Genomic DNA, 25,569 nt, shown 5'->3' on the forward strand with positions numbered 1-25,569 from the left:
GGGCTGCTTACAGCCAGGGCAGCGGCGACGCCGGCTCCTGCGGCAGTCCCCACTTCGGATCGTAATCGATCCTGGCCAGATACAGGCCGTCCGGCATGAAAGTCGGCGCGGCGACGTCGCGCGAACGGCTTTCCAGCACTTCCTTCATCCAGCCTGGTTCGTTGCGGCCCGTGCCCACATAGATGAGCGAACCGACGATATTGCGCACCATGTGGTGCAGGAAGGCGCTGGCGCGCACCGTGAACACGATCACGTCGCCATGGCGCTGGATGCCCACCTCGTGCATCTGCTTGACCGGAGAGTTGGCCTGGCAGCCTGAAGCCCGGAAGGCCGAGAAATCGTGCTCGCCGATCAGGTACTGGCCCGCTTCGCGCATGCGCTCCACGTCCAGCGGACGGAAAGTCCACCCTGCCCGTCCGGCCAGCAGGCTCGATGGATTCGGGTGGTTGTAGAGCACATAGTGGTAGGTGCGCGAGCGCGCCGAGAAGCGCGCGTGGAACTCGTTGCCCTCCGCATCGGGCTGGACTTCATGCGCCCAGCGCACCACGATCGAGTCGGGCAGGAAGGCGTTCACGCCGCGCACCCAGCTCTGCATGGCGCGGTCCAACTCCGTGTCGAAGTGGACCACCTGCTCGATGCCGTGCACACCCGCGTCGGTGCGGCCCGCGCAGGTGGTGCCCAGGTGCGTGCAGGCGAACTTCTCGAGCGCGATCTCGAGCTGGTCCTGGACGGTATTGCGCGCCGGCTGCTTCTGGTAGCCGTTCCAGGCGGTGCCTACGTACTGGACACCAAGGGCGATGCGCCTCACGCCAGCAGGGAGCGCATGGCGCTGGCCTTGCTCACCTGCTCGCTGCTGCCACCCTTGATGACTTCGTCGAGCAGTTCGCGTGCGCCTTCCTTGTCACCGATTTCCTGGTAGGCGATCGCGAGATCGAGCTTGGTTTCCATCTCCATGTGCTCGGGCGACATGGCGGCCGGTTCGAGCGCCTCGCCGACTTCCGGCAGGGCTGGCGCAGCTACGGCCCCGGCGCGGTCGAAGTCAGGCAGCTCGAGGTCGATGTCGGCCATGTCGAAGGCCGGCTCGACCGGCACGCCCGGGCTCGGGGTGGCAACAATGGCCGGCGCGGCGGCCGGGGTGTCCGGCAGCGCGAAGGGATCACCCGCGTCCGGCTCAGCCAGGTCGAAGGAGAACTCTTCCTTCGGCTCGCTTGCCGGCGCCGGCGGCGCATCGAATTCGAAGGGTTCCGCCGCCGGCTGGGCGGTCGCGGCGGGCGCCGGCTCGGCCGGGCTGCCGAAGTCCATGGCGTCGAGGTCGAACAGCGGGTCCTCGACGCCGGCGGTCGGCGCCGGGGCGCCGAGGATGGCCGGGACCTCACCGTGGAAAGGCGTCGCCTCGGCCACGGCGGCCGGCTGGGCCGGGGTCGGCGGCAGGCCGAAGTCCATGGAGTCGAGGTCGAACAGCGGATCCTTGTCGAGTGCCTCCGCATTGTTCGACGCCGGCTCTTGCGCCACTTCCGGCAGCGGCGGCAGGTCGAACTCGGCGGCCAGGCCGGCCATGTCGACCGGGGCGGCGGCAGCGGGCGCCTCGGTGCGCAGCGCATCCTGCGACGCCGGCTGCGGGTCGCCGAAGCTCATGTCGAAGGCCAGGTCGAAGGGCTCTTCCTCGGCCGGGGCCGGGGCAGCGGTGACGTCTGGTGGCGTGATCGGATCGAGGGCGAATTCCAGGTCCGGCACGGCGGTCTCGTCCTGCGCGCCGGCATCCGGGCCGTTCATCGCGATCGGCTCGTTGTTCGTCACCGGCTCGAAGGTCAGCCCGCCGAGGTCGAAGTCGAGCGAATTGTCCTCGCTGCGCGCGGCCACCGGCTCGCTCTCGAAGCCCGGTACGGCGGTCGCGTCTTCCTGCTTGTCCTCGTCCATCGCGGCATAGGCGGCGCCTGCCGCCGCACCCGCGCCGAGGACGGCTGCCGGAGCGGCGCCGCCACGGAAGGCGTCTTCCAGTTGCGCGGACAGCAGCGACTGCTGGTCGCGCTCCTGCGGGCTCTGGGCGGGCGCAACCGGCGTGGCGCCGGTGGCGCTGGCGTACAGCGGATTGGCGGGATCGATGCTCTGGCCGAGCGCGGCCGCCTGGGCCCACTCGTCGCCCTGGCCGCGCGTCATGCCATACAGCTCGCTGGCCTGGGTTTCAAAAGCGCGCAGGTCCTTCCGTGCGGCGTAGATCTCGAGGAGCTTGAGTCGCACCGGATGGCGTTCCGGATGGGTGCGCAGGGCCTCCTTGAGGATTTCTTCGGCCTGGGCGTCGCGGCCGTAGGCGATGTAGACGTCGGCTTCGGCGACCGGATCGACCTCGTTGGTGTCGAGCTGGGAAGCCGAGGGGGCGAAGCTGGAATTGAAGACGCTGTTGCTGGTGTCGACGCTCTGGCCGCCCGCCTCCGCGAACAGCGAGTGCGCGCCCTGGGTCGGCACGCCCAGCACCGAAGGCTCGGCGTCCAGGTCACGGGCCTGCTGCGCCTTCTTGCGGCGCTGCGAGATGCCGAGGGCAGCCAGCAGCAGCACGAGGGCGCCGCCGGCCACGATGTTGATGTTGTCCATCAGGGTGTCGGCCAGGCTCTTCTCTTCCGGCACGACGGGCTTCGGCGGGGTGCTCGGCTTGGCGGCCGGCTTCGCTGCCTGCGCGGCCGGGGTGTTGTCGACGCCGGCGACGGCGCCGGCGGCAGCTGCGGCGGCGTTCTCGGCCTCGCTGCCGGCGCGGCTCTTCACCGTCATCAGCTTTTCGAGGTCGTTGACGTTGCGCTCGAGTTCCTTGACGCGCGCCTGTGCCTGGGCCAGTTCCTTTTCGCGTGCGATCGCATCTTCCGCGCTGGCGGTGGCCGTTGCCGCGCCGTTCGCGCCCGCGGTCGGCTGGGTGGCTTTCGACAGCTGCAGCTTGTCCTGCGATTCGTTGGCGGCGGTCGGGCGCTCCTCGACCTTGGCGGTAATCTTGCCGGCCGCGCTCTGGCCCGCCTGCGGGGTGCGCTGCGGCGCCGCGTTCGCGACCTGGCCGGCCAGCTTGTTGCGGTAGGCATTGAAGTCGGCCGCGTGGGCGACGACCATGGCGCCGGCTTCGGCGCTGTCCGTGCCGCGCAGGGTGTCCGAATCGGGCACCCGGAGGATCTGGCCCGACTTCAGGCGGTTCATGTTCTGGCCGATGAAGGCGTCCGGGTTGGCGCGGTACAGCGCCACCAGCATCATGTCGAGCGAGATGTCGGACGGCTTCAGGCGGGTCGCGATTCCACCCAGGGTGTCGCCCGGGCGCACGCGGTAGCTGGTGGGCGTGTCGACGGCCGGTCCCGCTGCGCGCGGGGGCGGTGCGGATGCTTCGCGGCGCGGCTGCTCCTGCGGCGCTTGCGCGACCGGTGCGGCAGGCTGGGCGGCGCGCGGCTGGGCTGCCGGACGCGGGGCCTCGGCCGCCACCTGGGCCGGCTGCGTGGCGCGCAGTTCGGCCGGGTCGAGCAGGAAGGTGTATTCACGCACCAGGCGACCGTTATTCCAGGACAGCTCGAGCAGCATGTCGACGAAAGGCTCGTTCAGCGGCTGGGTCGAGGTGACGCGGATGATCTGGCGGCCGGCGCGCTGCTCGACATTGAAGCGCAGCGACAGCAGGGCCGGGTTGAACTCGATGTTCGCCGCGCGGAAGGCTTCCGGCGAAGCCAGTTTGACGGCCAGGCTGGACGCATCCTCGCCCGCGGTCGTCGTCAGTTCGATCTCGGCGCGAAGCGGCTGCCCGAGCGCCGACAGCACCGTCAGCTTGCCGAGGCCGGCAGCCGAGGCGGCGGACGACAGGAGCACGGCGCTGGCCACGGCCGCGGTGACTGTTTTCAGCGCGGTTGCCATGAGCGGAGGACGGTGAGAAAAAGGCATAGTCAGGATGCGAAAGAAAGTTGGCCGGAGGAAAGACGATTTCCTGGGAGTCTCAACATATCATCATGCTCTGGAGCATGCAAGCTTCCCGCGCACACGGAGGCTGCCGCAGGGAGGGATGTGTGGCCAGAATGACCGATGCGGAGGGCGTTTGATAGCGTTTGATTACAAGCGCTTAGCAATTTTACAGCGGGTGTGGCAAGGCTGCCAATACGGTGCGCAGGGTGGACGGCGCTGCCGCCCACCCTCCGGGATTACTTGTCCAGCACGATGCGCAGCATGCGGCGCAGCGGCTCGGCGGCGCCCCACAGCAGCTGGTCGCCGACGGTGAAGGCCGACAGGTAGTCGTTGCCCATGGCCAGCTTGCGCAGGCGGCCGACCGGGATGCCCAGGCCGCCGGTCACGGCGGCCGGCGACAGGTCGCGCATCGAGGCTTCGCGGGTGTTCGGCACCACCTTCACCCACTGGTTGTGCGAGGCGATGATGTCGGAGATCTCGTCGAGCGGCACATCGCGGGTCAGCTTGATGGTGAGCGCCTGCGAGTGGCAGCGCATCGCGCCGATGCGCACGCACAGGCCGTCCACGGGAATCGCCTTATTTGCGTCACCCTTACCGAAGCCTTCGCCGCGGCCCAAGATCTTGTTGGTCTCCGCGCCGGCCTTCCACTCTTCCTTCGACTGGCCATTGCCCAGGTCCTTGTCGATCCAGGGGATCAGGTTGCCGGCCAGCGGCACGCCGAACTGTTTCGTTTCTTCAGCGGACAGGCCATGCTGGGTCGCCAGCACGGTGCGGTCGATCTCGAGGATGGCCGAGGCCGGATCGTCCAGCAGCGGCTTGACCGACTGGTTGATGGTGCCGAACTGGGTCAGCAGTTCGCGCATGTGCTGGGCGCCGCCGCCCGATGCGGCCTGGTAGGTCATCGAGGTCATCCACTCGACCAGGCCCTGCTCGAACAGGCCGCCCAGGCCGATCAGCATGCAGGACACGGTGCAGTTACCGCCGATGAAGTTCTTCACGCCGCGCGACATGGCGTTCTTGATCACGTCCTTGTTGACCGGATCGAGCACGATGACGGCGTCGTCGTTCATGCGCAGGGTCGAGGCCGCGTCGATCCAGTAGCCGTTCCAGCCGCTGGCGCGCAGTTTCGGGAACACTTCCGTGGTGTAGTCGCCGCCCTGGCAGGAGATGATGATCTCGCACTTCGAGAGTTCCGCGATGTCCGTCGCGCTCTTCAGGGTGGTTTCGTTCTTCGCCATCTTCGGCGCGGCGCCGCCCGGGTTCGAGGTAGTGAAGAACACCGGCTCGATGTGGTCGAAATCGCCCTCTTCCTGCATGCGCTGCATCAGGACCGAGCCCACCATACCGCGCCAGCCAACCAGGCCTACTAATTTCATTATCTTCCCTCAGGTATAAAAATATAAGTCTTGTATTAACGCATCAGGCCAGCGCCGCGACGACAGCGTCGCCCATTTCTTTTGTGCCGACCTTGGTGCTGCCCGGCTCGTGGATGTCCGGGGTGCGCAGCCCCTGCGCCAGCACGCGCTTGACCGCGTTCTCGATGCGGTCCGCCTGCTCGGTCTTGCCGAAGGTGAAGCGCAGCATCATCGCGGCGGAGAGGATGGTCGCCAGTGGATTGGCCACGCCCTTGCCGGCGATGTCCGGCGCCGAACCGTGCGACGGCTCGTACAGGCCTTTGCTGTTCGCGTCGAGCGAGGCGGACGGCAGCATGCCGATCGACCCCGTCAGCATCGCCGCGGCATCCGACAGGATATCGCCGAACATATTACCAGTGACGAGGACATCGAACTTTTTCGGGGCTCGGACCAGCTGCATGGCCGCGTTATCGACGTACATGTGCTCGAGCTCGACGTCGGGGTATTCCTTGTGCACATCGGTGACGATGTCGCGCCAGAACTGGAAGGTTTCCAGCACATTGGCCTTGTCGACGCTGGTCACGCGCGAGTCGCGCTTGCGCGCGGCCTGGAAGGCCACGTGGGCGATGCGGCGGATCTCGCCTTCGGCATAGCGCATGGTGTCGAAGCCTTCGCGCTGGCCCGCGAACGGGCCGTCCGGGCATTCGCGCACGCCGCGCGGCTTGCCGAAATAGATGTCGCCGGTGAGTTCGCGGATGATCAGGATGTCCAGGCCCGACACGACCTCGGGTTTGAGCGTGGATGCGCCCGCAAGTTCCGGATAAAGGATGGCCGGACGCAGGTTGGCGAACAGGCCGAGTTCCTTGCGCAAGCCGAGGATGGCCTGCTCGGGACGCAGGGCGCGCTCGAGGCTGTCGTACTGGTAGTCGCCGACGGCGCCGAACAGCACGGCGTCGGCCGCCTTGGCCAGTTTCAGGGTGCCTTCCGGCAGCGGGTGGCCGTGGGCGGCGTAGCCGGCGCCGCCGACCTGCGCGGTTTCGAGTTCGAAGGATTCGCCCAGCGCGTCCAGGACCTTGACCGCTTCGTTGATGATCTCCGGACCGATGCCGTCACCCGGCAAGACTGCAATCTTCATGCGTTCTCTTTCTTAGATGGTGTTGGCGAGCCAGGGCTGGGCGGCCAGGTGGCGTTGTTCGAAGGCGCGGATCTCGTCGGCGTGGCGCAGGGTCAGGCCGATGTCGTCCAGGCCGTTCAGCAGGCAGTACTTGCGGAACTCGTCGATGGCGAAGCCGTACGACAGGCTGCCGTCGCTCGTTCCGATGCGCTGCTGCGCCAGGTCGACCACCAGCTTGAAGCCGGGGTTCGCTTCGACCGCCCTGAACAGGCCGTCGACTTCCTCTTCGCCCAGCACGATCGGCAGCAGGCCGCTCTTGTAGCAGTTGTTGAAGAAGATGTCGGCGAAGCTCGGCGCGACGATGGCGCGGAAGCCATACTGCTGCAGGGCCCATGGAGCGTGCTCGCGCGAGGAGCCGCAGCCGAAGTTCTTGCGTGCCAGCAGGATCGAAGCGCCCGCATAGCGCGGCTGGTTCAGCACGAAGTCGGGATTCACCGGACGGGTGCTGCAGTCCTGGCCCGGCTCGCCGTGGTCCAGGTAGCGCCACTCGTCGAATAGATTCGGGCCGAAGCCGGTGCGGCGGATCGATTTCAGGAACTGCTTCGGGATGATGGCGTCGGTGTCGACATTGGCGCGGTCGAGCGGCGCCACCAGGCCTTCGTGTACGGTGAATTTATCCATTGAATCGTTCCGCCTTTTCTTCTTGATTGATTACTTGCCGCCGGCGCCGGTGATGACCTGGCCGGCCTTCTGCACGTCCCGGCCAATGCCCGAGATGGTGTTGCAGCCGCTCAGCACGATGGCGGCGATGGCGATGACAAATGCTTTCTTCATGATGTTCCTGTGTTTCGGTGTGTCGGGATGCTGATAACGTTTCAAAGCGCGCGCACGTCGACAAAGCGGCCTGCGATGCCCGCCGCCGCCGCCATCGCGGGCGACACCAGGTGGGTGCGGCCGCCCTGCCCCTGGCGTCCCTCGAAGTTGCGGTTCGAGGTCGAGGCGCAGCGCTCGCCCGGTTCCAGGCGGTCGGCGTTCATGGCCAGGCACATCGAGCAGCCCGGTTCGCGCCATTCGAAGCCGGCGTCCTTGAAGATGCGATCGAGGCCTTCGCGTTCGGCCTGTTCCTTCACCAGCCCGGAACCCGGCACCACCATCGCCAGCTTGACGTTCGGCGCACGCTGGCGGCCGCGCACGACTTCCGCGGCGGCGCGCAGGTCCTCGATGCGCGAATTGGTGCAGGAGCCGATGAAGACCTTGTCGATCCGGATCTGCTCGATCGGGGTGTTGGGGGCAAGGTCCATATAGGCCAGCGCCTTCTCGATGGCGCCGCGGCGCACGCTATCGCTTTCCTCTTGCGGGTCCGGCACGCGGCCGTCCACCGAGGTCACCATCTCGGGCGAGGTGCCCCAGGTGACTTGCGGGCGGATCTCCGACGCGTCGAGCTTGACGACGGTGTCGAAGGTAGCGCCCTCGTCCGAGTGCAGCGTGCGCCAGTAGGCGACCGCCTGCTCCCACTGCTCGCCCTTGGGCGAGAAGGGACGGCCCTTCACGTAGTCGATGGTGGTGTCGTCCACCGCGACCATGCCGGCGCGCGCGCCCGCTTCGATCGCCATGTTGCAGACCGTCATGCGGCCTTCCATCGACAGCGCGCGGATGGTCGAGCCACCGAATTCGATGGCGTAGCCGGTGCCGCCCGCGGTGCCGATCTTGCCGATCACCGCCAGCACGATGTCCTTGGCGGTCACGCCCGGCGGCAGCTCGCCCTCGACCTGCACCAGCATCGATTTCGATTTCTTGGCCAGCAGGGTCTGCGTGGCCAACACGTGCTCGACTTCCGAGGTGCCGATGCCGTGCGCCAGGCAGCCGAAGGCGCCGTGGGTGGAGGTATGCGAGTCGCCGCAGACCACCGTCATGCCCGGCAGGGTCGCGCCCTGCTCCGGCCCGATCACGTGGACGATGCCCTGGCGCTTGTCGTTCATGTCGAAATAGGTCAGCCCGAAACCCTTCGCATTGGCGTCCAGCGTCTCGACCTGCAGGCGCGAGGTTGGGTCGGCGATGCCGTGGGCGCGGTCGGTGGTCGGCACGTTGTGGTCGGCCACGGCCAGGTTCGCCGAGGTCCTCCATAGGCCGCGGCCGGCCTCGCGTAGCCCGTCGAAGGCTTGCGGGCTGGTGACTTCGTGCACCAGGTGGCGGTCGATGTAGAGGACGGTGGTGCCATCGGCGTCGGCACGCACGACATGGGAATCCCAGAGTTTGTCGTAGAGCGTTTTTTGCATGGTCTATCCAGTGAACGCGCCTCGCCATATGCGAGGTCGGTTTTTGATTATGCCATAATTGTGCAGTGCCGCACCAAGAGGGGGCGGCGCATTTTTCTGCCAATGAGTGCAATTTCATGCAAATTTAATTTGCATAGACAACTACCAATGCAAATAAAAAAAGCCTGAGCTGGAAAGCTCAGGCTTTTGTATGCGTTTTTATGACATGGCGGCGCGGCATTCGCATGCCGCATCGCGTCAAGACATCTCAGGCGGCGAGTCGCACGTTGCTGCGGCAGCCGTCCATCAGGAAGGACAGGCCGACCACCAGCACCAGTTCACCCTCGGCGGAACGCGCGGTACCGGTGATGCCCTCGACGGACAGGGCCGTCATCGGCTTGATCACCAGGTCGGCCGTGCCATCGACCGCCGCCACCGCCAGGATGTAGGGCTGCGGGGCGTTGATGACGATGCCGACGCGTTCCGAGCAGGCTTCGTAGCCCAGCGCCAGGGCCAGCGAACGCACCGGCAGCGGGCGTCCCTGGTCCTTCAGCACCGGGGCGCCGCCCACGCAGGAAAACTCTTCCGGCAGCTCGACCACGCGCTCGACGACGGCCATCGGCAGCGCCAGCGAAGCGTTCGAGGTCGACACCAGCATGGTCGGCACGATCGACAGCTCGATCGGCAGGCGGATCGCGAACTTGGTGCCGTGGCCGAGCGAGGAATCGATGCGGATCGCGCCGCGGTTCTTTTCCACCGCCGTCTTGACCACGTCCATGCCCACGCCGCGGCCCGAGACCGAGGAAGCCACTTCCTTGGTCGAGAAGCCCGGCAGGAACACCAGCTGGTAGGCGTCGTCGTCGTTCGGGGCGCCGTTCTCGCCGATCAGGCCCTTGTCGATCGCCTTGCGGCGCAGCTTGACCGGGTCCATGCCCTTGCCGTCGTCCTGCAGCACGATCATGACGCTGTTCGCCTCCTGCCATGCTTTGAGCAGGATGAAGGCCTTGGCCGGCTTGCCGGCGGCGACGCGCTCTTCCGGCGACTCGACGCCGTGGTCGAGCGCGTTACGCAGCATGTGCACCAGCGGGTCGTAGAGGCTGTCCACCACGACGCGGTCGACCTCGGTCTCGGCGCCTTCGATGGTCAGCTCGACGTCCTTGCCGAGGTCCTTGGCCAGCTCGCGCACCAGGCGCGGGAATTTCTGGAACAGGCGGCCCACCGGCTGCATGCGAGTCGCCAGCGTGGCGCGCTGCAGTTCGGCCGAGTAGCGCGAGGCGCGTTCCAGGGTCTCGGTCAGCGTCGCCATCAGGGCGGCGGCGGGACCTTCGAACTTGAACTGCTGCAGGCGCTCGAGCAGCACGGCGGCCTGGTTGGCGGCCTGCACCGACTCGCCCGCCACTTCCAGCAGCGCGTCCAGCTTGACCGCATCGATACGGATGCTTTCGTCTTTCGCAGGCGCGGCGGCGGCGCGCGCATCGGCGACCTTGTCGTTGGAGCGGCGTTCCACGCCATCCCAGCCCGAGGCCTTGGCCGCCGGGGCGCCCTCGGCCTGCGCGGCGGGCGCCGAGGGCGCGGCGGCAGCCGCGGCGACCGGCGCCGGCGCTGCGGCTGCCGGGCCAGCCGCGATCGCGGCGCTTTCCGGCACCACGGCGTTGTACATGCCGACCCAGTCCAGGCCATCGTCGCCGACTGCGGGGCTTGCTGCGACCGGCGCGGCGGCAAGCGGCGCGGCGGCGGCCGGTGCCGGCGCGGCTGCGGCGGCCGGCGCGGCAGCCGGGACGCTCGGCGCGCCCTTGCCTTCGATCGCGTCCGTCAGGATGCGCTCGAGTTCCGCCGGCATCTGCGCCAGGCCTTCCGGCGGGGTGCCGTTGTTCAGGTCATTGAGCTGGTCGGCCACGAAGCCCGAGGCTTCCAGCGCGGCTTCGATCGCCAGCGGGGTCACCGGCGCCTGGCCCGTGCGCAGGGCGTCGAACAGGTTCTCGGTCAGGTGGCAGGCCGCGACCAGCGCGGGCAGGCCCATGAAGCCGGCGCCGCCCTTGATGGTGTGGAAGGACCGGAACACCGCATTCAGCGTTTCCTTGTTGTCCGGATCGCGTTCGAGGCGCAGCAAATGTTCTTCAACATTTACCGCAAGGTCCATCGCCTCGACGACGAAGTCCTTGAGCATATCGTCCATTAGAATCCCAGATCGGCGAGAAGGTCGTCAACGTTGTCCTGGTTCAGCGCCGTATCCGGCACCGAGGGGCCCTGCATCAGCGGGGCCGCCGCCGGCGGAGCTTCTTTCTTCGCGAGCTTCTCTTTCAGGTCAGCCGGCGCGTGGTCGCGCAGCAGCTGGGCCAGTTCCTGCTCGACCGTCTGGGTGATCTTCACCACTTTCTTGATCAGCTGGCCGGTGATGTCCTGGAAGTCCTGCGCCATCATGATCTCGAGCAGGCGCGCCTTCTCGGCTTCGGTCGCTTCGTTGACGGTGGCGGCGAACTGGCGCGAGTCGCCGGCCAGGGCCTTGAACTCGTCCAGGCTGAGCTTGCCCGAGAACAGGTCGGCCCAGCGGTTTTCCATGTCCTTGGCCTGCTTCGACAGCAGGTCCTGGGCCGGCATGCCGTCATCCAGGGTGTTCAGCACCTTGTTGGCGGCCTGTTCGGTCAGGGTGGCGACGTATTCCAGGCGGTCCTGGGCGTCCACGATGGCCGAGGAGGCTTCGGTCAGCGCCTTGTCGTAGCCCAGTTCGCGCAGCGAATCGTGCAGCAGGCGGACGATGCCGCCCAGGCGTTCGAACATGCCCTGCTCGCCTTCACCGGCGGCGTGTGCGGCGGCGGCCGGCGCCACGGCCGCGACTGCGGCAACGGCGGGAGCCGCGGCCACGGCAGGCGCGGCGCTCGCCGACACCTGGTCGAACAGCGACTCGAGGTCGTCTTCATCGGCGGCCGCGGCCACCGGCTCCGGTGCGGGCGCCGGTGCGGCGGGGGCGCTGGTGCGCTGCGCCGCCACTTCCTCGAATAGTGCGTCGAAATCGTCAGCGGCGTCGGTCATAATCCCTGCTTCTCCATGATGTATAAGTTCGCAATGAGCGTTTGCAATTCGGTCGGTACTGCGCCCACCTCCGCGCCGCGCGGGCACGATCAATGATGGTAAGAGTCTGCATGCGAGTGTAGCAGCGTGGTTGCCCTAGGTAAATGTCGGCGACGGCGACGCAACGAAATGGACAGCGAAACTTAATTCCGCGACAATTAAAACGTGCAGTTCCTGAATATTTACACAAGGGAGGTGTTGTTTTTCGTAACGTCCTGGCTGCCGCAGCGGTGTTCACGGGCCCCGGAACAGCAGCCTGAAGTTTGATCGAGCTCAACAGTTTGCGTTCTCGCAATCGCCGCCGCGTCCAGGACGCTTCAGAATGGCGTGGCCATTGGAGGAGTCAATATGTACCGCAAAATCCTGATCACCACCGACGGCTCGGCCGTGTCGCAGCATACGGCCTGCGCCGGCGTCAAATTCGCGCAACAGATGGGCGCCGAGGTGCTGGCCCTGTTCGTCGCGCCCGATTACCAGTATCCCGTGTACGTGGAGATCATCCCGCCCTCCTATCCGAGCGAAGAGGAGTACATCGCGCAGATGCGCCGCCTGGGCGAGGAATACATGGGCAAGATCATGCGCTCCTGCGGCGCGGCCGGTCTCAAGCACGAATGCATGACGGCGTTTTCCGACACCGCCGCCCTCAAGATCGTCGACGTGGCCGAGCAGGAAGGCTGCGACCTGATCTTCATGGGCTCGCACGGACGCAGCGGCTGGGGCCAACTGCTGCTGGGCAGCGTGACCAACAAGGTGCTGTCCCACACCACCAAGCCGGTGCTGGTGCACCGCCTGATCAGCGAGCCGGTGGCTAGCTGATCCACAGCCTGCCTTGCGGGGCGGCCGTGAAGAAAGAACGACAAATGACCGCGCGAACCTGTGTTAGCCTGAACCGGTCAGCGTCGCTTCACTGAAGGAAGATTCATGATTCGCATTGTTATTGCCGACGACCACACGATCATGCGCGAGGGCCTCAAGCGCATCCTCGACGGTGCGCCGGACATCGACATCGCCGGCGAAGCGACCAATGGCTTTGAAGTGCTGGCCCAGGTGCGCCAGGGCGGCTTCGACCTGCTGCTGCTCGACCTGTCCATGCCGGGCCGCAGCGGGGTGGACCTGATCCGCCAGGTGCGCAGCGAGGCGCCCAAGCTCGCCATCCTGATCCTCACCATGCATGAGGAAGAACAATACGCGGTGCGCGCCATCCGCGCCGGCGCCCAGGGTTATCTCACCAAGGAAAGCGCGGGCACCCAGCTGGTGGGCGCAATCCGCAAGGTAGCCTCCGGCCGCCCTTATATCAGTACCGAAGTGGCCGAGCAGCTGGCGCTGAACATCATGGCGCCGAACGAACAGTTGCTGCACAAGCAATTGTCTGACCGGGAATTCGAGGTGTTTTCGCTACTCGTCAGTGGGAAGTCGATCACCGAGATCGCCAACGGCCTGCATTTGTCCGTCAAGACCGTCAGCACCCACAAGACGCGCATCATGCAGAAGATGGGCATGACTTCGCTGTCGGAAATGGTGCAGTACGCGGTCGCGCACCGGCTGCTGTCGCCAATGAAGGCCTAATCGAATTAGACACGCGGGCCCGCCCTTGGTGCGGCCCGCGCCACGCTGTTTCCCTCCCGCCCTGCCCCCTCCAGGCGCCAGGCTGCAATGCCATCCACCGGGTTTTCCCTCTGTCGCCAAGGCTGGCAGTCGGAGAATTCCTACAAGCCTAGCAACCGTCCTACCTACATATTCAGCAATAGCTGATATTCGTGCCGGACTCGTGTTGGCATACTGAATTCACCGTTTCGACTTGCTTGCGATCCAAGTCCCAGCGTGAGCCAGCCGCCAGCGGGGTCCGCCTCCACCGAGCCGGTAGCAAGCTTCGCCCCGTGGTCGCCGCCCAAACCATGAGTCTTTCACTGGAGATGAGCATGCAGTCCCAGCCAACAGAACAACGCAACGTCACCCAGCCGACCCTGCACTCGCCCATGGAAGCCGGCCGCCAACGCCAGGGACGCCTCTGGTCCAACCTCAAGGAAGTGTGCGACCTGCTGCGCATTCCCGCCAGCGTCTCGGTCACGTCGGAAGAACTGCTGTTCCAGCACGTGCAGTTCAAGACCGGCCAGCGCGTCCACACCATCGGCCAGGCCTTCGACACTTTATATATCGTCAACTCGGGCTTCCTGAAGACCGTGCTGATCGACGAATTCGGCAACGAGCAGGTGCTGAGCTTCCCGATGAAGGGCGACATGCTGGGCGTGGACGGCATCCACACCCGCCACTACGCCTCGGAAGCCGTCGCCCTTTCCGACTGCGACCTGATCCTGCTGCCGTTCAAGAAACTCACCGCCCTCGGCCGCGTCCACGCCGAGCTCGAAAACATGATGTACGGCGTCATGAGCCGCGAGCTGGTGCGCGAGCAGACCATGATCGGCATGCTCGGCGCCTTGTCCGCCGAAGCGAGAGTCGCCCGCTTCCTGGTCTCCCTGGCCGACCGCTTTGCCGCCATGGGTTACTCGAGCAAGCTGTTCAACCTGCGCATGACGCGCCACGAGATCGGCAGCTACCTCGGCCTCACGCTCGAGACCGTCAGCCGCACGCTGTCGGCCTTCAACGAGATCGGCCTGATCACCGTCGACCAGCGCACCATCGGCATCAAGGACGCCGAAGCGCTCAAGACCCTGCGCCGCCTGCCGCCCTCGCGCTCGCGGACCAAGGGCGGAGCGAAGCAGAAGGCGGAGTCGGAGCAGCCGGGTGACGATCAGGTGTTGGCAACGGCCTGACGGCGTCCTCGACTAAACAAGAAGGCCGGCGTTCCTCACGGACGCCGGCCTTTTCTTTGTGAACACTGCGGGTACTATCTATACATAGGGTGGTCGGCTCTGCCGACCGCGCGTTCAACTCACCGCTGCTCAGAGACGCAATTCGCGTAGATGCTACTGAAGTTTGAACGCGCGTTCGGCGGAGCGTGATTCAGTCCACAGGACTGAATCACCCCTACTGGTCACGGGTCAGGACACCGTTGCTGACGCGCACACGATCCCCCTGGCGCACGCCGGGGTCATTGTCGTACTGCAGCGTCTGCGTCGCGCCGCTGGTCGAATACCGCACCACCACCTCGAAGCGCTGTTCCTTGTTCATATTGCGCTGGATATTGCGTCCTGCCAGACCTCCCGCCACGGCGCCAGCCACGGTCGCCGCGGTACGGCCGCTGCCGCTGCCGACCTGGCTGCCCAGCAGACCACCCACCACGGCGCCGCCGGCCGTGCCCAGGTAGTTGCCATTACCCGACACTTCGATCACGTTCACCGCTTCCACCACGGCGCAGTTGCTGCAGTAGCGCGCCTGGCGCGGCTCGCTGACCCTTCCGCCGCTGAGCAGCGGACGGCCGAGCACGGTGGTGGCGTAGCGACCGTCGGCGCGGATGGTCGCGGTCACGCGGCTGCCGGAGGTGATGCGGTCGGTGTTGCGGATCGTATAGATGGCGTCGTATTCGCCCGGACGCACTTCCGGCAGGAAGAACACGCCGCGCGCGCCGGCGATGGCCACTTCGACGCGGGCGCCCGGCGTGCCGAAGACGGTAAAGCGCAGCTCGTTGCCCGGGCTTAGGTCCGGGCTGCCCTGCACGTCGAAGCGTTCCACGCGCGGCTGCGAGGCCAGCTGGCCGCGCTGGCTGCGCGGGGCGTTCGGCTGCAGCAGCGATTCGCTCAGCAGGCTGGTAGCCACCTGGTTGCCCAGTCGCAGGTTGGCGGTCACGCCGCTCTCCGGACGGATGCGGTCATGGGTGCCGATGGTGTAGGTGCCGGTGTACTGGCCGGGCTCGACCTCGGTCAGGTTCAGGTTACGGGTCGCGCCGTCGATGCGCAGCGTGGCCACGCCGCCGGGGCTGCCGTAGAGGTCGAAGTGCAGCTCGACACCCGGGTTCAGGCGGCGCACCTCTTCCACATTGAATCCATTGATCACCGGGGCATAGTTGCGGCCCCCCTGGTAGGCCTGCGCCTGGGCGCCGCCAAGGACAGCCGGGCCGAAGGCCAGCATGGCGGCAAAAGCGGCATGTAAAAAGGTGCGGAAAAGCATGGCTATTCCTCCATGAGCGATTGACGTTCTGTCCTACTAGAACTTACGCCTCAGCACATGGGAAGTCAGTACGCTAACGTACGCAGTGGACGGCGTCGCCGGAGCTCACGTAGATCGTGTCGCCCGGCTCCGGCCGGATCGCGTGGCCGCCCGTGAAGGAACCGAAGGAAGGCAGGATCATGCGCTCGCTGCCCACCACGAAGCACGGCAGGCGCAGCGCGTCGAAGCGGGTCGCCAGCACGTAGACGGGATGGATGTGGCCGGCCAGCGCATAGCCCGGCGTGTCGAGATCCGGATGGTGGCAGAAGGCGAAGGGACCGACCTGGTGCGGTTCGTCCACCAGTTCGATTCCCAGTTGCGCCGCCGGGTCGCCTGCGTGGCGGTCGTGGTTGCCACGCACGAGGGTCAGGCGCAGGCTGCTCCTGCGCGCGCGCCAGGCCAGCATCGCCTGCTGGGTGGCGCTGGCGTGGGCCGCGCGCGCATGCAGGAAGTCGCCGAGGAAGACGATGTGCTGCGCCCCATGCGCGTCGACGAGGGCGTCGAGCCCCGTCAGGTTCTCGGTCGTGGTCCCGCGCGGCACCGGCACGCCCAGCGCCCGGAAGGCGGCAGCTTTTCCGAAGTGGATGTCGGCCACGATCAGCATCTTCTCCGCCGGCCAGTACAGTGCCTTCTCCGGCAGCAGCAGCACCGTTTCGCCGGCCACCCGCGCCGCCACGCTCGTCGTGTGCATCATGCAGCCGCCGCCTTCTCCAGTTCGCGCACCATGCGCGCCACCCGGTCCGACAGCTTCTCGGTACTGACCTTCTCGCGGAAGCGCTCCACCATCAGCGCGAAGCCGAAGGGCGTGGCGCGCTTGACTTCGCGGAAGGCGACGCGGCGTCCATGCAGTTCGTCCAAGGTCTCGCGCAGGCGCGTGAGTTCCAGTTCCTGCTCCAGCACTTCGCGCTGGGCCTGCGTGAGCAGCAGGTTGCCGCTGTCGTGCTTGCGGAAGACTTCGAAGAACAGGGACGAGGAAGCCTGCAGCTGCCGGTTCGACTTCGGCTGGCCGGGATAACCCTGGAAGACCAGGCCGGCAATGCGCGCCACTTCGCGGAAGCGCTGCTGCGAGAGCTGGGTCGCGTTCAGGCTGCCCAGCACGTCCTCCAGCAGGCAGTCAGTAGTGAACAGGTCCACGTCCGCGCCCGTCTCGGCATCGAATATGCGCGCCCAGTCGACCGGCTCCGGTGTGAGTAATTCAAAGCCGTAGTCGTTCACGGCGATCGAGAAGGTCGAGGGCTGCATGCGACCGATCCGGTAGGCGAACAGCGACGCCAGGCCCGTGTGCACCGAGCGCCCGGCGAAGGCGAACACGAAGAGGTGCCAGCCTTCGCGACTCTTCATGCTTTCCAGGACCAGGGTTTCGCTGGTGGGCAGGGCGGACCAGCGGCACTGGATCTCGATCAGCGGCCGCAGAGCCTGCATCTCGGGGCTGTCGTAGATGCCCTGGGAAGCCAGCCGCAGTTCTTCCAGCGCCGCGTGCGCCAACTCGGAAGACATCGGCATCTTCGCTCCGCCCCAGCGCGCGATGGCGCCGCGGTTGCTGGTCGCGCGTTTCACGAAGGCCGTCATCTCGTGCACGCGCACGAATTCCAGGATGCGCCCGCCGAAGAGGAAGTGGTCGCCCGGCTTCATGCGCGAGATGAAGGATTCCTCGACGCTGCCGATGCGGCCGCCGCTCATGTACTTTACCGAGATGGTCGAGTCGGACACGATGGTGCCGATGCCCATGCGGTGGCGGCGGCCGATCGCCGTATCCGGCACACGGTAGACGCCCTCCTCGTCCGGCAGCACGCGGCGGTACTCCGGGTAGGCCAGCAGGCTCTGGCCGCCGCGCGCGACGAAATCCAGCGCCCACTGCCACTCTTCCTCGTTCAGGTTCCGATAAGACCAGGCGCGCTTCACTTCTTCATACAGCTCGCTTGAAACGAAGCCGCCGCCCAGCGCCACCGTCACCAGGTGCTGCACCAGCACATCAAACGGTTTGTTGGGTACGTAGCGCCCTTCGATGCGGCGCGCCGCCACCGCCTTCTTCGCACCGGCCGCTTCCAGCAGTTCAAGGCTGTTGGTCGGCACCAGGGTCACGCGCGAGACCCGCCCCGGCGCGTGGCCGCTGCGGCCGGCCCGCTGCAGCAGGCGCGCAATGCCCTTGGCGCTGCCGATCTGCAGCACGCGCTCGACGGGCAGGAAGTCCACGCCCAGGTCCAGGCTGGCCGTGCAGATCACCGCTTTCAGTTCGCCCTTCTTGAGCCCCATCTCGACCCACTCGCGCACCTCGCGGTCGAGCGAGCCGTGGTGCAGGGCGATCACACCGGCCCAGTCCGGACGTTCGTCGAGAATGTTCTGGTACCAGATCTCGGACTGGGCGCGGGTGTTCGTGAACACCAGGGTCGCGTCGTAATGCTCGATTTCCTTGATGACGGGCCCCAGCATCTGCAGGCCCATGTGGCCACCCCAGGGGAAGCGCGCCACGTTCTCCGGAATCAGGCAATCGACCAAGATCTGCTTGCGCAAATCTCCCTCGACCAACACGCCCTCGTCACCGCCCAGCAGCACCTGGCGCGCAAGATCCAGGTTGCCCATGGTCGCCGACACGCCCCAGATCAAGAGCTCGGGACGCCAGTGGCGCAATCTCGCCAGCGCCAGCTGCACCTGCACGCCCCGCTTGCTGCCCATCAGTTCATGCCACTCGTCGATGACGATCATGTCGAGGTGCCTGAACTGCTCCGCAGCCTGGGCGTGGCTCAGCATCAAAGACAGGCTTTCCGGCGTGGTGACCAGGGTCGCCGGCATCTTGCGGGTCTGGCGCGCGCGCTCGGCCGAGCTGGTGTCGCCGGTGCGGGCGCCGATCTCCCACTCGGGCATCAGCTCGGCGGCCGACTCCTCCAGCGCCCGCGTGGTATCCGCGGCAAGCGCCCGCATCGGCGTGATCCACAGCACGCGCAGGCCGGCGGTATGGCGCCCGGTCTTGAGGCCCGCGCGCTGCAGCGCCGCGAACCAGACGGCGAAGGTCTTGCCGGCGCCGGTATTCGCATGCAGCAGGCCGGACTGGCCTTTGAGGGCCGCCTTCCACACATTGCGCTGGAAAGGAAACGCGGTCCAGCCTTTCGCCGCAAGCCAGGCGTCGATGCGTTCGGTGACGGGATTCTTGCTCATGGACTTGCCGCGGCCAGCAGGCCTTTCAGGGTATCCAGGGTATCCGCCTCCTCGACCGGCTTGTCGAAGCGCCGCCGCAGGATGCGCGGGAAGCGCACGGCAATGCCGGCCTTGTGGCGGGTCGACAGGGCGATGCCTTCGAAGCCGATCTCGAACACCATGGTCGGTTTGACGGATCGCACCGGCCCGAACTTCTCGATCGTGGTCTTGCGCACGGCATTGTCCACTTGCGCGATCTCGGCGTCGGTCAGGCCCGAATAGGCTTTGGCGAAGGGCACCAGGCGGCGCTCGTCTCCTGCCCCGTCCCACACCGCGAAGGTGTAGTCGGTGTACAGGGAGGCGCGCCGTCCGCTGCCGGCCTGGGCGTAGATCAGCACCGCGTCCACCGTATAGGGATCGATCTTCCACTTCCACCAGGTGCCGACGTCCTTGGTGCGGCCCACGCCGTACTGGGCGGAGCGTGCTTTCAGCATCATGCCCTCGACGCCACGCTCGCGCGACTCGGCGCGCAGGGCTGCCAGGTCATCCCAGCTGTCGGCCTTGATCACCGGGGACAGCCGCAACTGGGACGAGTCGATGGCCGCTACTTCCGTCTCCATCAGCGCACGGCGCTCGTGCTGGGGCAGCGCGCGCAGGTCGACGCCGCCGAATTCCAGCAGGTCGTAGCAGCACAGCACGGCCGGCAGCTCGCCCAGGATCCTGGGGCCGAGCGTCTTGCGGCCGATGCGCTTCTGCAGGTCGGCAAAGGGCGCCGGGGCGTCGCAGCCGGGCTGCCAGATCAGCACCTCGCCATCGAGCACCGTTCCTTCCGGGAGGCGCACGTTGGCCAGTTCCGGGAAGCGTTCCGTGATCAGGTCTTCGCCGCGCGACCACAGGAAGTTCTGGCCGCCGCGCCGCACCAGCTGGGCGCGGATGCCGTCGTACTTCCACTCCACCTGCCAGTCGTCGACCTCGCCCAGCGCGCTTGGCTCACCCTGCAGCTGGTGGGCCAGGAAGAAGGGATAGGGCTGGCCGCCGCGCAGCTTGTGCTCTTCATCCGACTGTTCGGCGATCAGCTGCAGGAAGCTGGTGGCGGTGGGCCGGACCGAATTGTCGGTCCAGCCCATCAGGCGCTGGGCGATCAGTTTGCTGTCCACCGCCGCGATAGCCGCCAGCGCGCGCGTGACGAGCAGGCGCGAGACGCCCACGCGAAACCCCCCGCCGATGAGTTTCACGAAGAGGAAGCGTTCTCGCCAGTCGAGTTCATCCCAGGCCGCGTACAGGGCCTCGCGAATGGTGCCGGGGTCGGCGCCGCGCAGGGGGCCGATGCGTTGTTCCATCCACTCGGCCAGGCCGACGTCGCTGCGCCGCGAAGGTGGGGGCAGGATGTGGGCGATGGTCTCGGCCATGTCGCCCACGGCGTGGTAGGACTCGTCGAACAGCCACTCGTCCAGGCCCGCGTATTCGATCGCGTACTGGCGCAGCAGCTTGGTCGGCACCGCCTGGCGCGGCTTGCCGCCGGCCAGGAAGTAGACGGCCCAGGCGGCGTTCTCGGGCGCGGCCCTGGAAAAATAGGTTTGCAGGGCGTCGAGCTTGCGGGTGGTAGAGGTGGTCTCGTCGAGTTCCGCATACAGGCGGGCGAATTCACGCATCGCTCTCTCCCGCCGCAGTTCCCCCCCCCTTCTCCTGGTGGGTTTCCTTCGACGCCGCGGCGCCCGCAGGCGGCAGCGCCTCGTCCTCTTCCTCGTCGCCGTACTCGGTGTCGAAGCCCTTGGCATCCAGCCCGTTCTGGCACAGCCAGCGCACCATGGTCGGAATCGAACCGTGGGTGACGATGATCTTCTGTGCCTCGGTGGCCTTGATGGCGCTCATCAGGCCGGGCCAGTCGGCGTGGTCGGACAGCACGAAGCCGCGGTCCACGCCACGCCGCCGGCGCGCGCCGCGCAGCAGCATCCAGCCGCTGGCGAAGGAATCGCTGTAGTCGCCGAAGCGCTTCATCCAGGGCGAGCCGCTGGCCGACGGTGGTGCGATGACGATGGCGCGCCGCAATGCCGCTTTCTCGATCTCGCTGACCATCACGGTATCGGGCAGCTCGACGCCACCCGCACGGTAGACGCGGTTGAGCGGCTCCACCGCGCCGTGGCAGACGATGGGGGCGATGGTCGGATCGAGCCGGGACAGGATGCGCTGCGCCTTGCCGAAGGCATAGGCGAACACCACGCTGCAGCGGCCCTCCTCGGCATTGCGGCGCCACCAGGCGTTCATCTCGTCGATCACCTGCTGCTCCGGGTCCCAGCGGTAGATCGGTAGTCCAAAGGTGGACTCGGTGATGAAGGTATCGCAGCGCACCGGCTCGAAGGGTGCGCAGGTTTTATCCGGCTCGACCTTGTAGTCGCCCGAGGCCACCCAGACCTCGCCGCCGCACTCCATGCGGACCTGGGCGGAGCCCAGCACGTGGCCGGCCGGGTGCAGCGAGATGGTCACGCCGTTGTGAACGACGGTCTCGCCATACTCGACGCCCTGGACATTGATCTCGCCGAGCCGCGATTTCAGGACATTCACGCCCGGCGCGGCCGACAGGTAGTGGCCGTGGCCATAGCGGGCATGGTCGCCGTGGGCGTGCGTGATCACCGCGCGGTCGACCGGCCGCCACGGGTCGATGTAGAACCCTCCGGGTACGCAATACAAGCCTTCCCTGCGAACGACGACCATGTCTCCCATGCGGTCCCTTCCCGGCTCAGGCCGGCTCTAGATACTCGGCCAGGAAGGTACGCGGCTCATCCTGGTCAGGAAATTCCAGTGTGACCTGGTCTCCGGCGACGGCGACGATCACGCCCTCGCCGAACTTCGGCGACCTGGCGCGGCCGCCGACTTCGTAGTGCGGACCGCTGGGCCCTGGCGCCGGCTCGCGATCGAACTCATCGTCGCGGATCTCGATATCCTCGATCATGGCCGCCGGCGGGTTGCGGCAGTTGTCGCACTTGCAGCACTTCTCGAAGCCTTCGACTTCGTCGCCAAAATAGTCCAGCAGCAGCTTCCAGCGACAGAAACCGCTCACCGCATAGCCTACCATCTGGTCGAGGGCCACACGGTCGCGCTCCGCCTTCTGGACGTAGACCTCGGCCAATTCCCCGAACAGATCCGGGTCAGGCTCCCTGTTTGTGGGCAGGTACTCGAGCTTGCGGTTCTGGCGCAGCAGCTTGCCGTCCTTGAGCAGCTTCAGGCAGACCTTGAGCTTGGCCTCGCCCGCTTCCTCGAGGGCCTCTTCCAGGCGCGCCATGGTCAAGGGCCCTTCCTCGGCCAGCTCGCGTGCCACGGTGTAGACCGTCTGCAGCTCGGCCGCCGCCGGGTAATGCTTGACCAGGAAGAATTGCTGGATGCGCTTGTCATCCTGCAGGAAGAGCAAGGTGCACTGCGCGTCCAGGCCGTCGCGGCCGGCGCGGCCGGATTCCTGGTAATACGATTCCAGGTTGGCCGGAATCTGCAGGTGAATGACGAAGCGGGTGTCGCTCTTGTCGATACCCATGCCGAAGGCATTGGTCGCGACCATCACGCGGCGCTCGCCGTTCATGAACATGTCCTGGTTCAGCTTGCGCTCGGCGGCGCCGAGCTTGCCGTGGTAGATCGTGACCGATTCGCCGGCTTCTTCGAGTACGGCCAGCATTTCCTCGGCCACCTTGACGGTGGCGGCATAGACGATGCCCACGCCCTCGGTCTGCTGCACCAGCTCCAGGGCCCGGACCAGCTTTTCCTGCTGGTTGGTGACCTGGACCACGCCGTAGTGCAGGTTCGGCCGGTAGATCCCCGTATTGATGACGTTCATCCTGCGGCCCAGCTGCTTCGAGATATCGTCGACGACATCCTCGGTGGCGGTCGCCGTCAGCGCCAGCACCGGCGGTTTGCCGAGGGCGTCGATGGCGGCGGAGAGGCCGATGTAGGCGGGACGGAAATCGTGGCCCCACTGCGAGATGCAGTGGGCCTCGTCGATGACGACGATGTCGAGCGTGACCTGCTTGAGCACCGCGATGAACTCGGGCGAGACCAGGCGCTCCGGCGTGCAGAACACGATCTCGCAGGCTTCGTTCGCGATCGCTTCGATGGCGGCAGCTTCTTCCTCGGCGTTCAGGCTGCTGTTGACCTGGACCGAGCGGATGCCGAGTTCTTCCAGCTTCTCGAGCTGGTCCTTCATCAGGGAGATCAGGGGAGAAACGACGATGGTGATCCCCTCGAGCATCTTGGCGGGGATCTGGTAGCACAGCGACTTGCCGCCGCCGGTAGGCATGATGGCCAGCGTGTCCTTGCCGTCGAGGACGCTGTCGATCACGCGTTGCTGGCCTTCGCGCAGCTGCTCGATGCCGAAGACGGAGCGCAGCAGGCGGCGGATGGTGTTGCGGCGCACGGCGAGCAGGCCGCGGTGCAGGAGCTTGGGTTCGTGTCGGGTCATGATGCTGGCTACTGTATGCCCGGTGCATGGGGCGTACTATAGGACGGAACCTACCTGACCCGTAGGAGCTCAACTTTAAGCGTGTCGGGTGGTCGCCGCGACATTGTCACAAGGTCTATTCCTACAAACTCGCGGAGTTTTTGCCGATGGCTACGGATGGGCCGAGCGCCTAAGATGGCACCATCACCACTACGAATCGATCGATCAGGGAGCTCCATCATGGCACGCCATCATCCGAAGACCTGGACCGCAGTCCACCTGGCGCTGGCCAGTGCGGCGACATGGCTGCTGCTGGAGACCGAGGCACTGACAGGCGCCTTGCTGGTCGCGTTTCACTGATCATAAGGCATTTGCCCGCATCGGGCGCGCACGCTAGCGCAGCCGTGTAAGGCGCATCTTCGCCGAAGATACAAAAACAAAACGCCATCTTCGCGTGAAGATGGCGTTTTTTACGTCAGGCGAGGAGCAGGCCTTGCGGCCCGCTCGCAGATTTACGCTGCCTTGGCTTCAGCCGTCAGCGCTTCCTCTTCCACCGGCTGGCGCATCAGGTAGTCGAATGCCGCCAGCGAGGCCTTGGCGCCCTCGCCCACCGCGATGACGATCTGCTTGAACGGCACCGTGGTGACGTCGCCCGCGGCGAACACGCCGGGGATCGAGGTCTGGCCCTTGGCGTCGACTTCGATCTCGCCGTGCGCCGACAGGTCCATCGTGCCCTTGAGCCACTCGGCGTTCGGCACCAGGCCGATCTGCACGAACACGCCTTCCAGGTCGATCTTCTTCAGCTCGCCGCTATTGCGGTCCTTGTAGGACAGGCCGTTGACGATCTTGCCGTCGCCGTGGATCTCGGTCGTTTGCGCCGACTTGATCACGGTGACGTTCTTCAGCGAATAGAGCTTGCGCTGCAGGACCGCATCGGCACGCAGTTCCGCGCCGAACTCGATCAGGGTCACTTCCTTGACGATGCCCGCCAGGTCGATCGCCGCCTCGACGCCCGAGTTGCCGCCGCCGATCACGGCCACGCGCTTGCCCTTGAACAGCGGGCCGTCGCAGTGCGGGCAGTAAGCCACGCCATGGTTGCGGTACTCGCGCTCGCCCGGCACATTGATCTCGCGCCAGCGGGCGCCGGTGGCAATGATCACCGACTTCGATTTCAGCACGGCGCCGGTCTCGGTGTGCACCTCGATCAGCTTGCCTTCGACCAGCTTGCTTGCGCGCTGGGTATTCATGATGTCGACGTCGTAGTGCTTGACGTGCTCTTCCAGGGCGACGGCGAATTTCGGGCCGTCGGTTTCCTTCATCGAGACGAAATTCTCGATGGCGAGGGTGTCCAGCACCTGGCCGCCGAAGCGGTCCGACAGCACGCCGGTACGGATGCCTTTGCGGGCGGCGTAGATCGCCGCGGCCGCGCCGGCAGGGCCGCCGCCGACGATCAGCACGTCGAAGGGGTCTTTCTTGTTCAGTTCAGCGGCCTTGCGGGCGCCGGCGCCGGTGTCGATCTTCGACAGGATTTCTTCCACGCTGGTGCGGCCCTGGCCGAAGTGCTGGCCGTTCAGGAACATCATCGGTACCGCCATGATCTGGCGCGCTTCGACTTCGCTCTTGAACACGCCGCCGTCGATGGCGACGACCTTGATGCGCGGGTTGATGACCGACATCGAGTTCAGCGCCTGTACCACTTCCGGGCAGTTATGGCAGGACAGCGAGATGAAGGTTTCGAAGACGTAGTCGCCTTCCAGGTTCTTGATCTGCTCGATGACGGCTTCGTCGAGCTTGATCGGGTGGCCGCCCACCTGCAGCAGGGCCAGCACCAGCGAGCTGAATTCGTGGCCGAGCGGGATGCCGGCGAAATCCACGCCGATATCGGTACCCACGCGCTTGATCGAGAAGGAGGGCTTGCGGGCATTGTTGCCGTCGTTGCGCACGGTGATCTTGTCGCTCAACGCGGCGATTTCGCGGAGCAGTTCATCCATTTCGCGCGCTTTCGGCGAATCATCCAGCGATGCAACGAGCTCAATCGGCTGCACCACTTTTTCCAGATAGGCTTGCAACTGCTTCTTGAGGGTTGCGTCCAGCATGATGTTTTCCTTGACTATGACGTTGTTCTTAAAAGGGTATGACAGTGCCTGGAACCAGAAAGTGGCTCCTGAAATGAACCGGGCCGCCACGGCGGCCCGGGACAGG

The 25,569-nt window shown here is 66.2% G+C and carries 19 protein-coding genes; 3 read left to right on the top strand and 16 right to left on the bottom strand.

The window, feature by feature from the left end:
- Nucleotides 1-7: 7 nt before the first annotated feature.
- The 9 genes from truA to NX780_RS00755 all read right to left on the bottom strand — a co-directional run bounded on the left by truA (nt 8) and on the right by NX780_RS00755 (nt 11,669).
- Entirely contained in the window at nt 8-808 is an 801-nt protein-coding gene (gene truA / locus NX780_RS00715) for a tRNA pseudouridine(38-40) synthase TruA (protein ID WP_258825949.1), read from the bottom strand.
- Nucleotides 805-3,870 carry a motility hub landmark protein FimV gene (locus NX780_RS00720; RefSeq protein ID WP_258825950.1) on the bottom strand — a complete coding sequence of 1,022 codons (3,066 nt, stop codon included), beginning with the start codon at nt 3,868-3,870 and terminating at the stop codon, nt 805-807. Before NX780_RS00720 ends, truA begins: the two co-directional genes overlap by 4 nt.
- A gap of 281 nt (nt 3,871-4,151) precedes the next feature.
- Nucleotides 4,152-5,291 (bottom strand): aspartate-semialdehyde dehydrogenase, encoded by a 1,140-nt coding sequence (asd, locus tag NX780_RS00725; protein ID WP_258825951.1) that lies wholly within the window; start codon nt 5,289-5,291, stop codon nt 4,152-4,154.
- A 43-nt stretch (nt 5,292-5,334) separates the two neighbouring features.
- On the bottom strand, nt 5,335-6,405 hold the full coding sequence (leuB, locus tag NX780_RS00730; protein ID WP_258825952.1) for a 3-isopropylmalate dehydrogenase: 1,071 nt from the start codon (nt 6,403-6,405) through the stop codon (nt 5,335-5,337).
- A 12-nt stretch (nt 6,406-6,417) separates the two neighbouring features.
- Entirely contained in the window at nt 6,418-7,065 is a 648-nt protein-coding gene (leuD, locus tag NX780_RS00735; protein WP_258825953.1) for a 3-isopropylmalate dehydratase small subunit, read from the bottom strand.
- A gap of 30 nt (nt 7,066-7,095) precedes the next feature.
- Nucleotides 7,096-7,218, bottom strand: coding sequence for an entericidin A/B family lipoprotein (locus NX780_RS00740; RefSeq protein WP_258825954.1), 123 nt, complete (start codon nt 7,216-7,218; stop codon nt 7,096-7,098).
- Nucleotides 7,219-7,259: 41 nt separating this feature from the next.
- Nucleotides 7,260-8,660 carry a 3-isopropylmalate dehydratase large subunit gene (gene leuC, locus NX780_RS00745; RefSeq protein ID WP_258825955.1) on the bottom strand — a complete coding sequence of 467 codons (1,401 nt, stop codon included), beginning with the start codon at nt 8,658-8,660 and terminating at the stop codon, nt 7,260-7,262.
- Nucleotides 8,661-8,907: 247 nt separating this feature from the next.
- On the bottom strand, nt 8,908-10,815 hold the full coding sequence (locus NX780_RS00750) for a chemotaxis protein CheA (RefSeq protein ID WP_258825956.1): 1,908 nt from the start codon (nt 10,813-10,815) through the stop codon (nt 8,908-8,910).
- The gene (locus NX780_RS00755) at nt 10,815-11,669 is read right to left on the bottom strand and encodes a protein phosphatase CheZ (protein ID WP_258825957.1); all 855 of its coding nucleotides are present in this window, start codon (nt 11,667-11,669) and stop codon (nt 10,815-10,817) included. The genes NX780_RS00750 and NX780_RS00755 overlap by 1 nt, the downstream gene beginning before the upstream one ends.
- Before the next feature lie 387 nt (nt 11,670-12,056).
- On the opposite strand from NX780_RS00755, the gene NX780_RS00760 reads away from it, so the two are divergent.
- The 3 genes from NX780_RS00760 (at nt 12,057) to NX780_RS00770 (ending at nt 14,479) form a co-directional block, all read left to right on the top strand.
- On the top strand, nt 12,057-12,524 hold the full coding sequence (locus NX780_RS00760) for a universal stress protein (RefSeq protein ID WP_258825958.1): 468 nt from the start codon (nt 12,057-12,059) through the stop codon (nt 12,522-12,524).
- Nucleotides 12,525-12,629: 105 nt separating this feature from the next.
- Entirely contained in the window at nt 12,630-13,274 is a 645-nt protein-coding gene (locus NX780_RS00765) for a response regulator (RefSeq protein WP_258825959.1), read from the top strand.
- Nucleotides 13,275-13,684: 410 nt separating this feature from the next.
- On the top strand, nt 13,685-14,479 hold the full coding sequence (locus NX780_RS00770; RefSeq protein WP_027866725.1) for a Crp/Fnr family transcriptional regulator: 795 nt from the start codon (nt 13,685-13,687) through the stop codon (nt 14,477-14,479).
- Nucleotides 14,480-14,693: 214 nt separating this feature from the next.
- Here NX780_RS00770 and NX780_RS00775 read toward each other — a convergent pair whose 3' ends face one another.
- The 7 genes from NX780_RS00775 to ahpF all read right to left on the bottom strand — a co-directional run bounded on the left by NX780_RS00775 (nt 14,694) and on the right by ahpF (nt 25,463).
- On the bottom strand, nt 14,694-15,773 hold the full coding sequence (locus NX780_RS00775) for a glycine zipper 2TM domain-containing protein (RefSeq protein WP_258825960.1): 1,080 nt from the start codon (nt 15,771-15,773) through the stop codon (nt 14,694-14,696).
- Nucleotides 15,774-15,846: 73 nt separating this feature from the next.
- On the bottom strand, nt 15,847-16,506 hold the full coding sequence (pdeM, locus tag NX780_RS00780; protein WP_258825961.1) for a ligase-associated DNA damage response endonuclease PdeM: 660 nt from the start codon (nt 16,504-16,506) through the stop codon (nt 15,847-15,849).
- Nucleotides 16,503-18,965, bottom strand: a complete 2,463-nt coding sequence (locus NX780_RS00785; protein ID WP_258825962.1) for a ligase-associated DNA damage response DEXH box helicase — start codon at nt 18,963-18,965, stop codon at nt 16,503-16,505. The genes pdeM and NX780_RS00785 overlap by 4 nt, the downstream gene beginning before the upstream one ends.
- On the bottom strand, nt 18,962-20,596 hold the full coding sequence (locus NX780_RS00790) for an ATP-dependent DNA ligase (RefSeq protein ID WP_258825963.1): 1,635 nt from the start codon (nt 20,594-20,596) through the stop codon (nt 18,962-18,964). Before NX780_RS00790 ends, NX780_RS00785 begins: the two co-directional genes overlap by 4 nt.
- Complete coding sequence (locus NX780_RS00795) at nt 20,589-21,665, bottom strand: ligase-associated DNA damage response exonuclease (protein ID WP_258825964.1); 1,077 nt, start codon at nt 21,663-21,665, stop codon at nt 20,589-20,591. Before NX780_RS00795 ends, NX780_RS00790 begins: the two co-directional genes overlap by 8 nt.
- 16 nt (nt 21,666-21,681) lie before the next feature.
- Nucleotides 21,682-23,388 carry a RecQ family ATP-dependent DNA helicase gene (locus tag NX780_RS00800; protein ID WP_258825965.1) on the bottom strand — a complete coding sequence of 569 codons (1,707 nt, stop codon included), beginning with the start codon at nt 23,386-23,388 and terminating at the stop codon, nt 21,682-21,684.
- Between the two features lie 491 nt (nt 23,389-23,879).
- The gene (gene ahpF, locus NX780_RS00805; RefSeq protein ID WP_258825966.1) at nt 23,880-25,463 is read right to left on the bottom strand and encodes an alkyl hydroperoxide reductase subunit F; all 1,584 of its coding nucleotides are present in this window, start codon (nt 25,461-25,463) and stop codon (nt 23,880-23,882) included.
- Nucleotides 25,464-25,569 lie beyond the last annotated feature (106 nt).

Source organism: Massilia agri, assembly GCF_024753255.1.
Classification (GTDB): Bacteria; Pseudomonadota; Gammaproteobacteria; order Burkholderiales; family Burkholderiaceae_D; genus Telluria; species Telluria agri.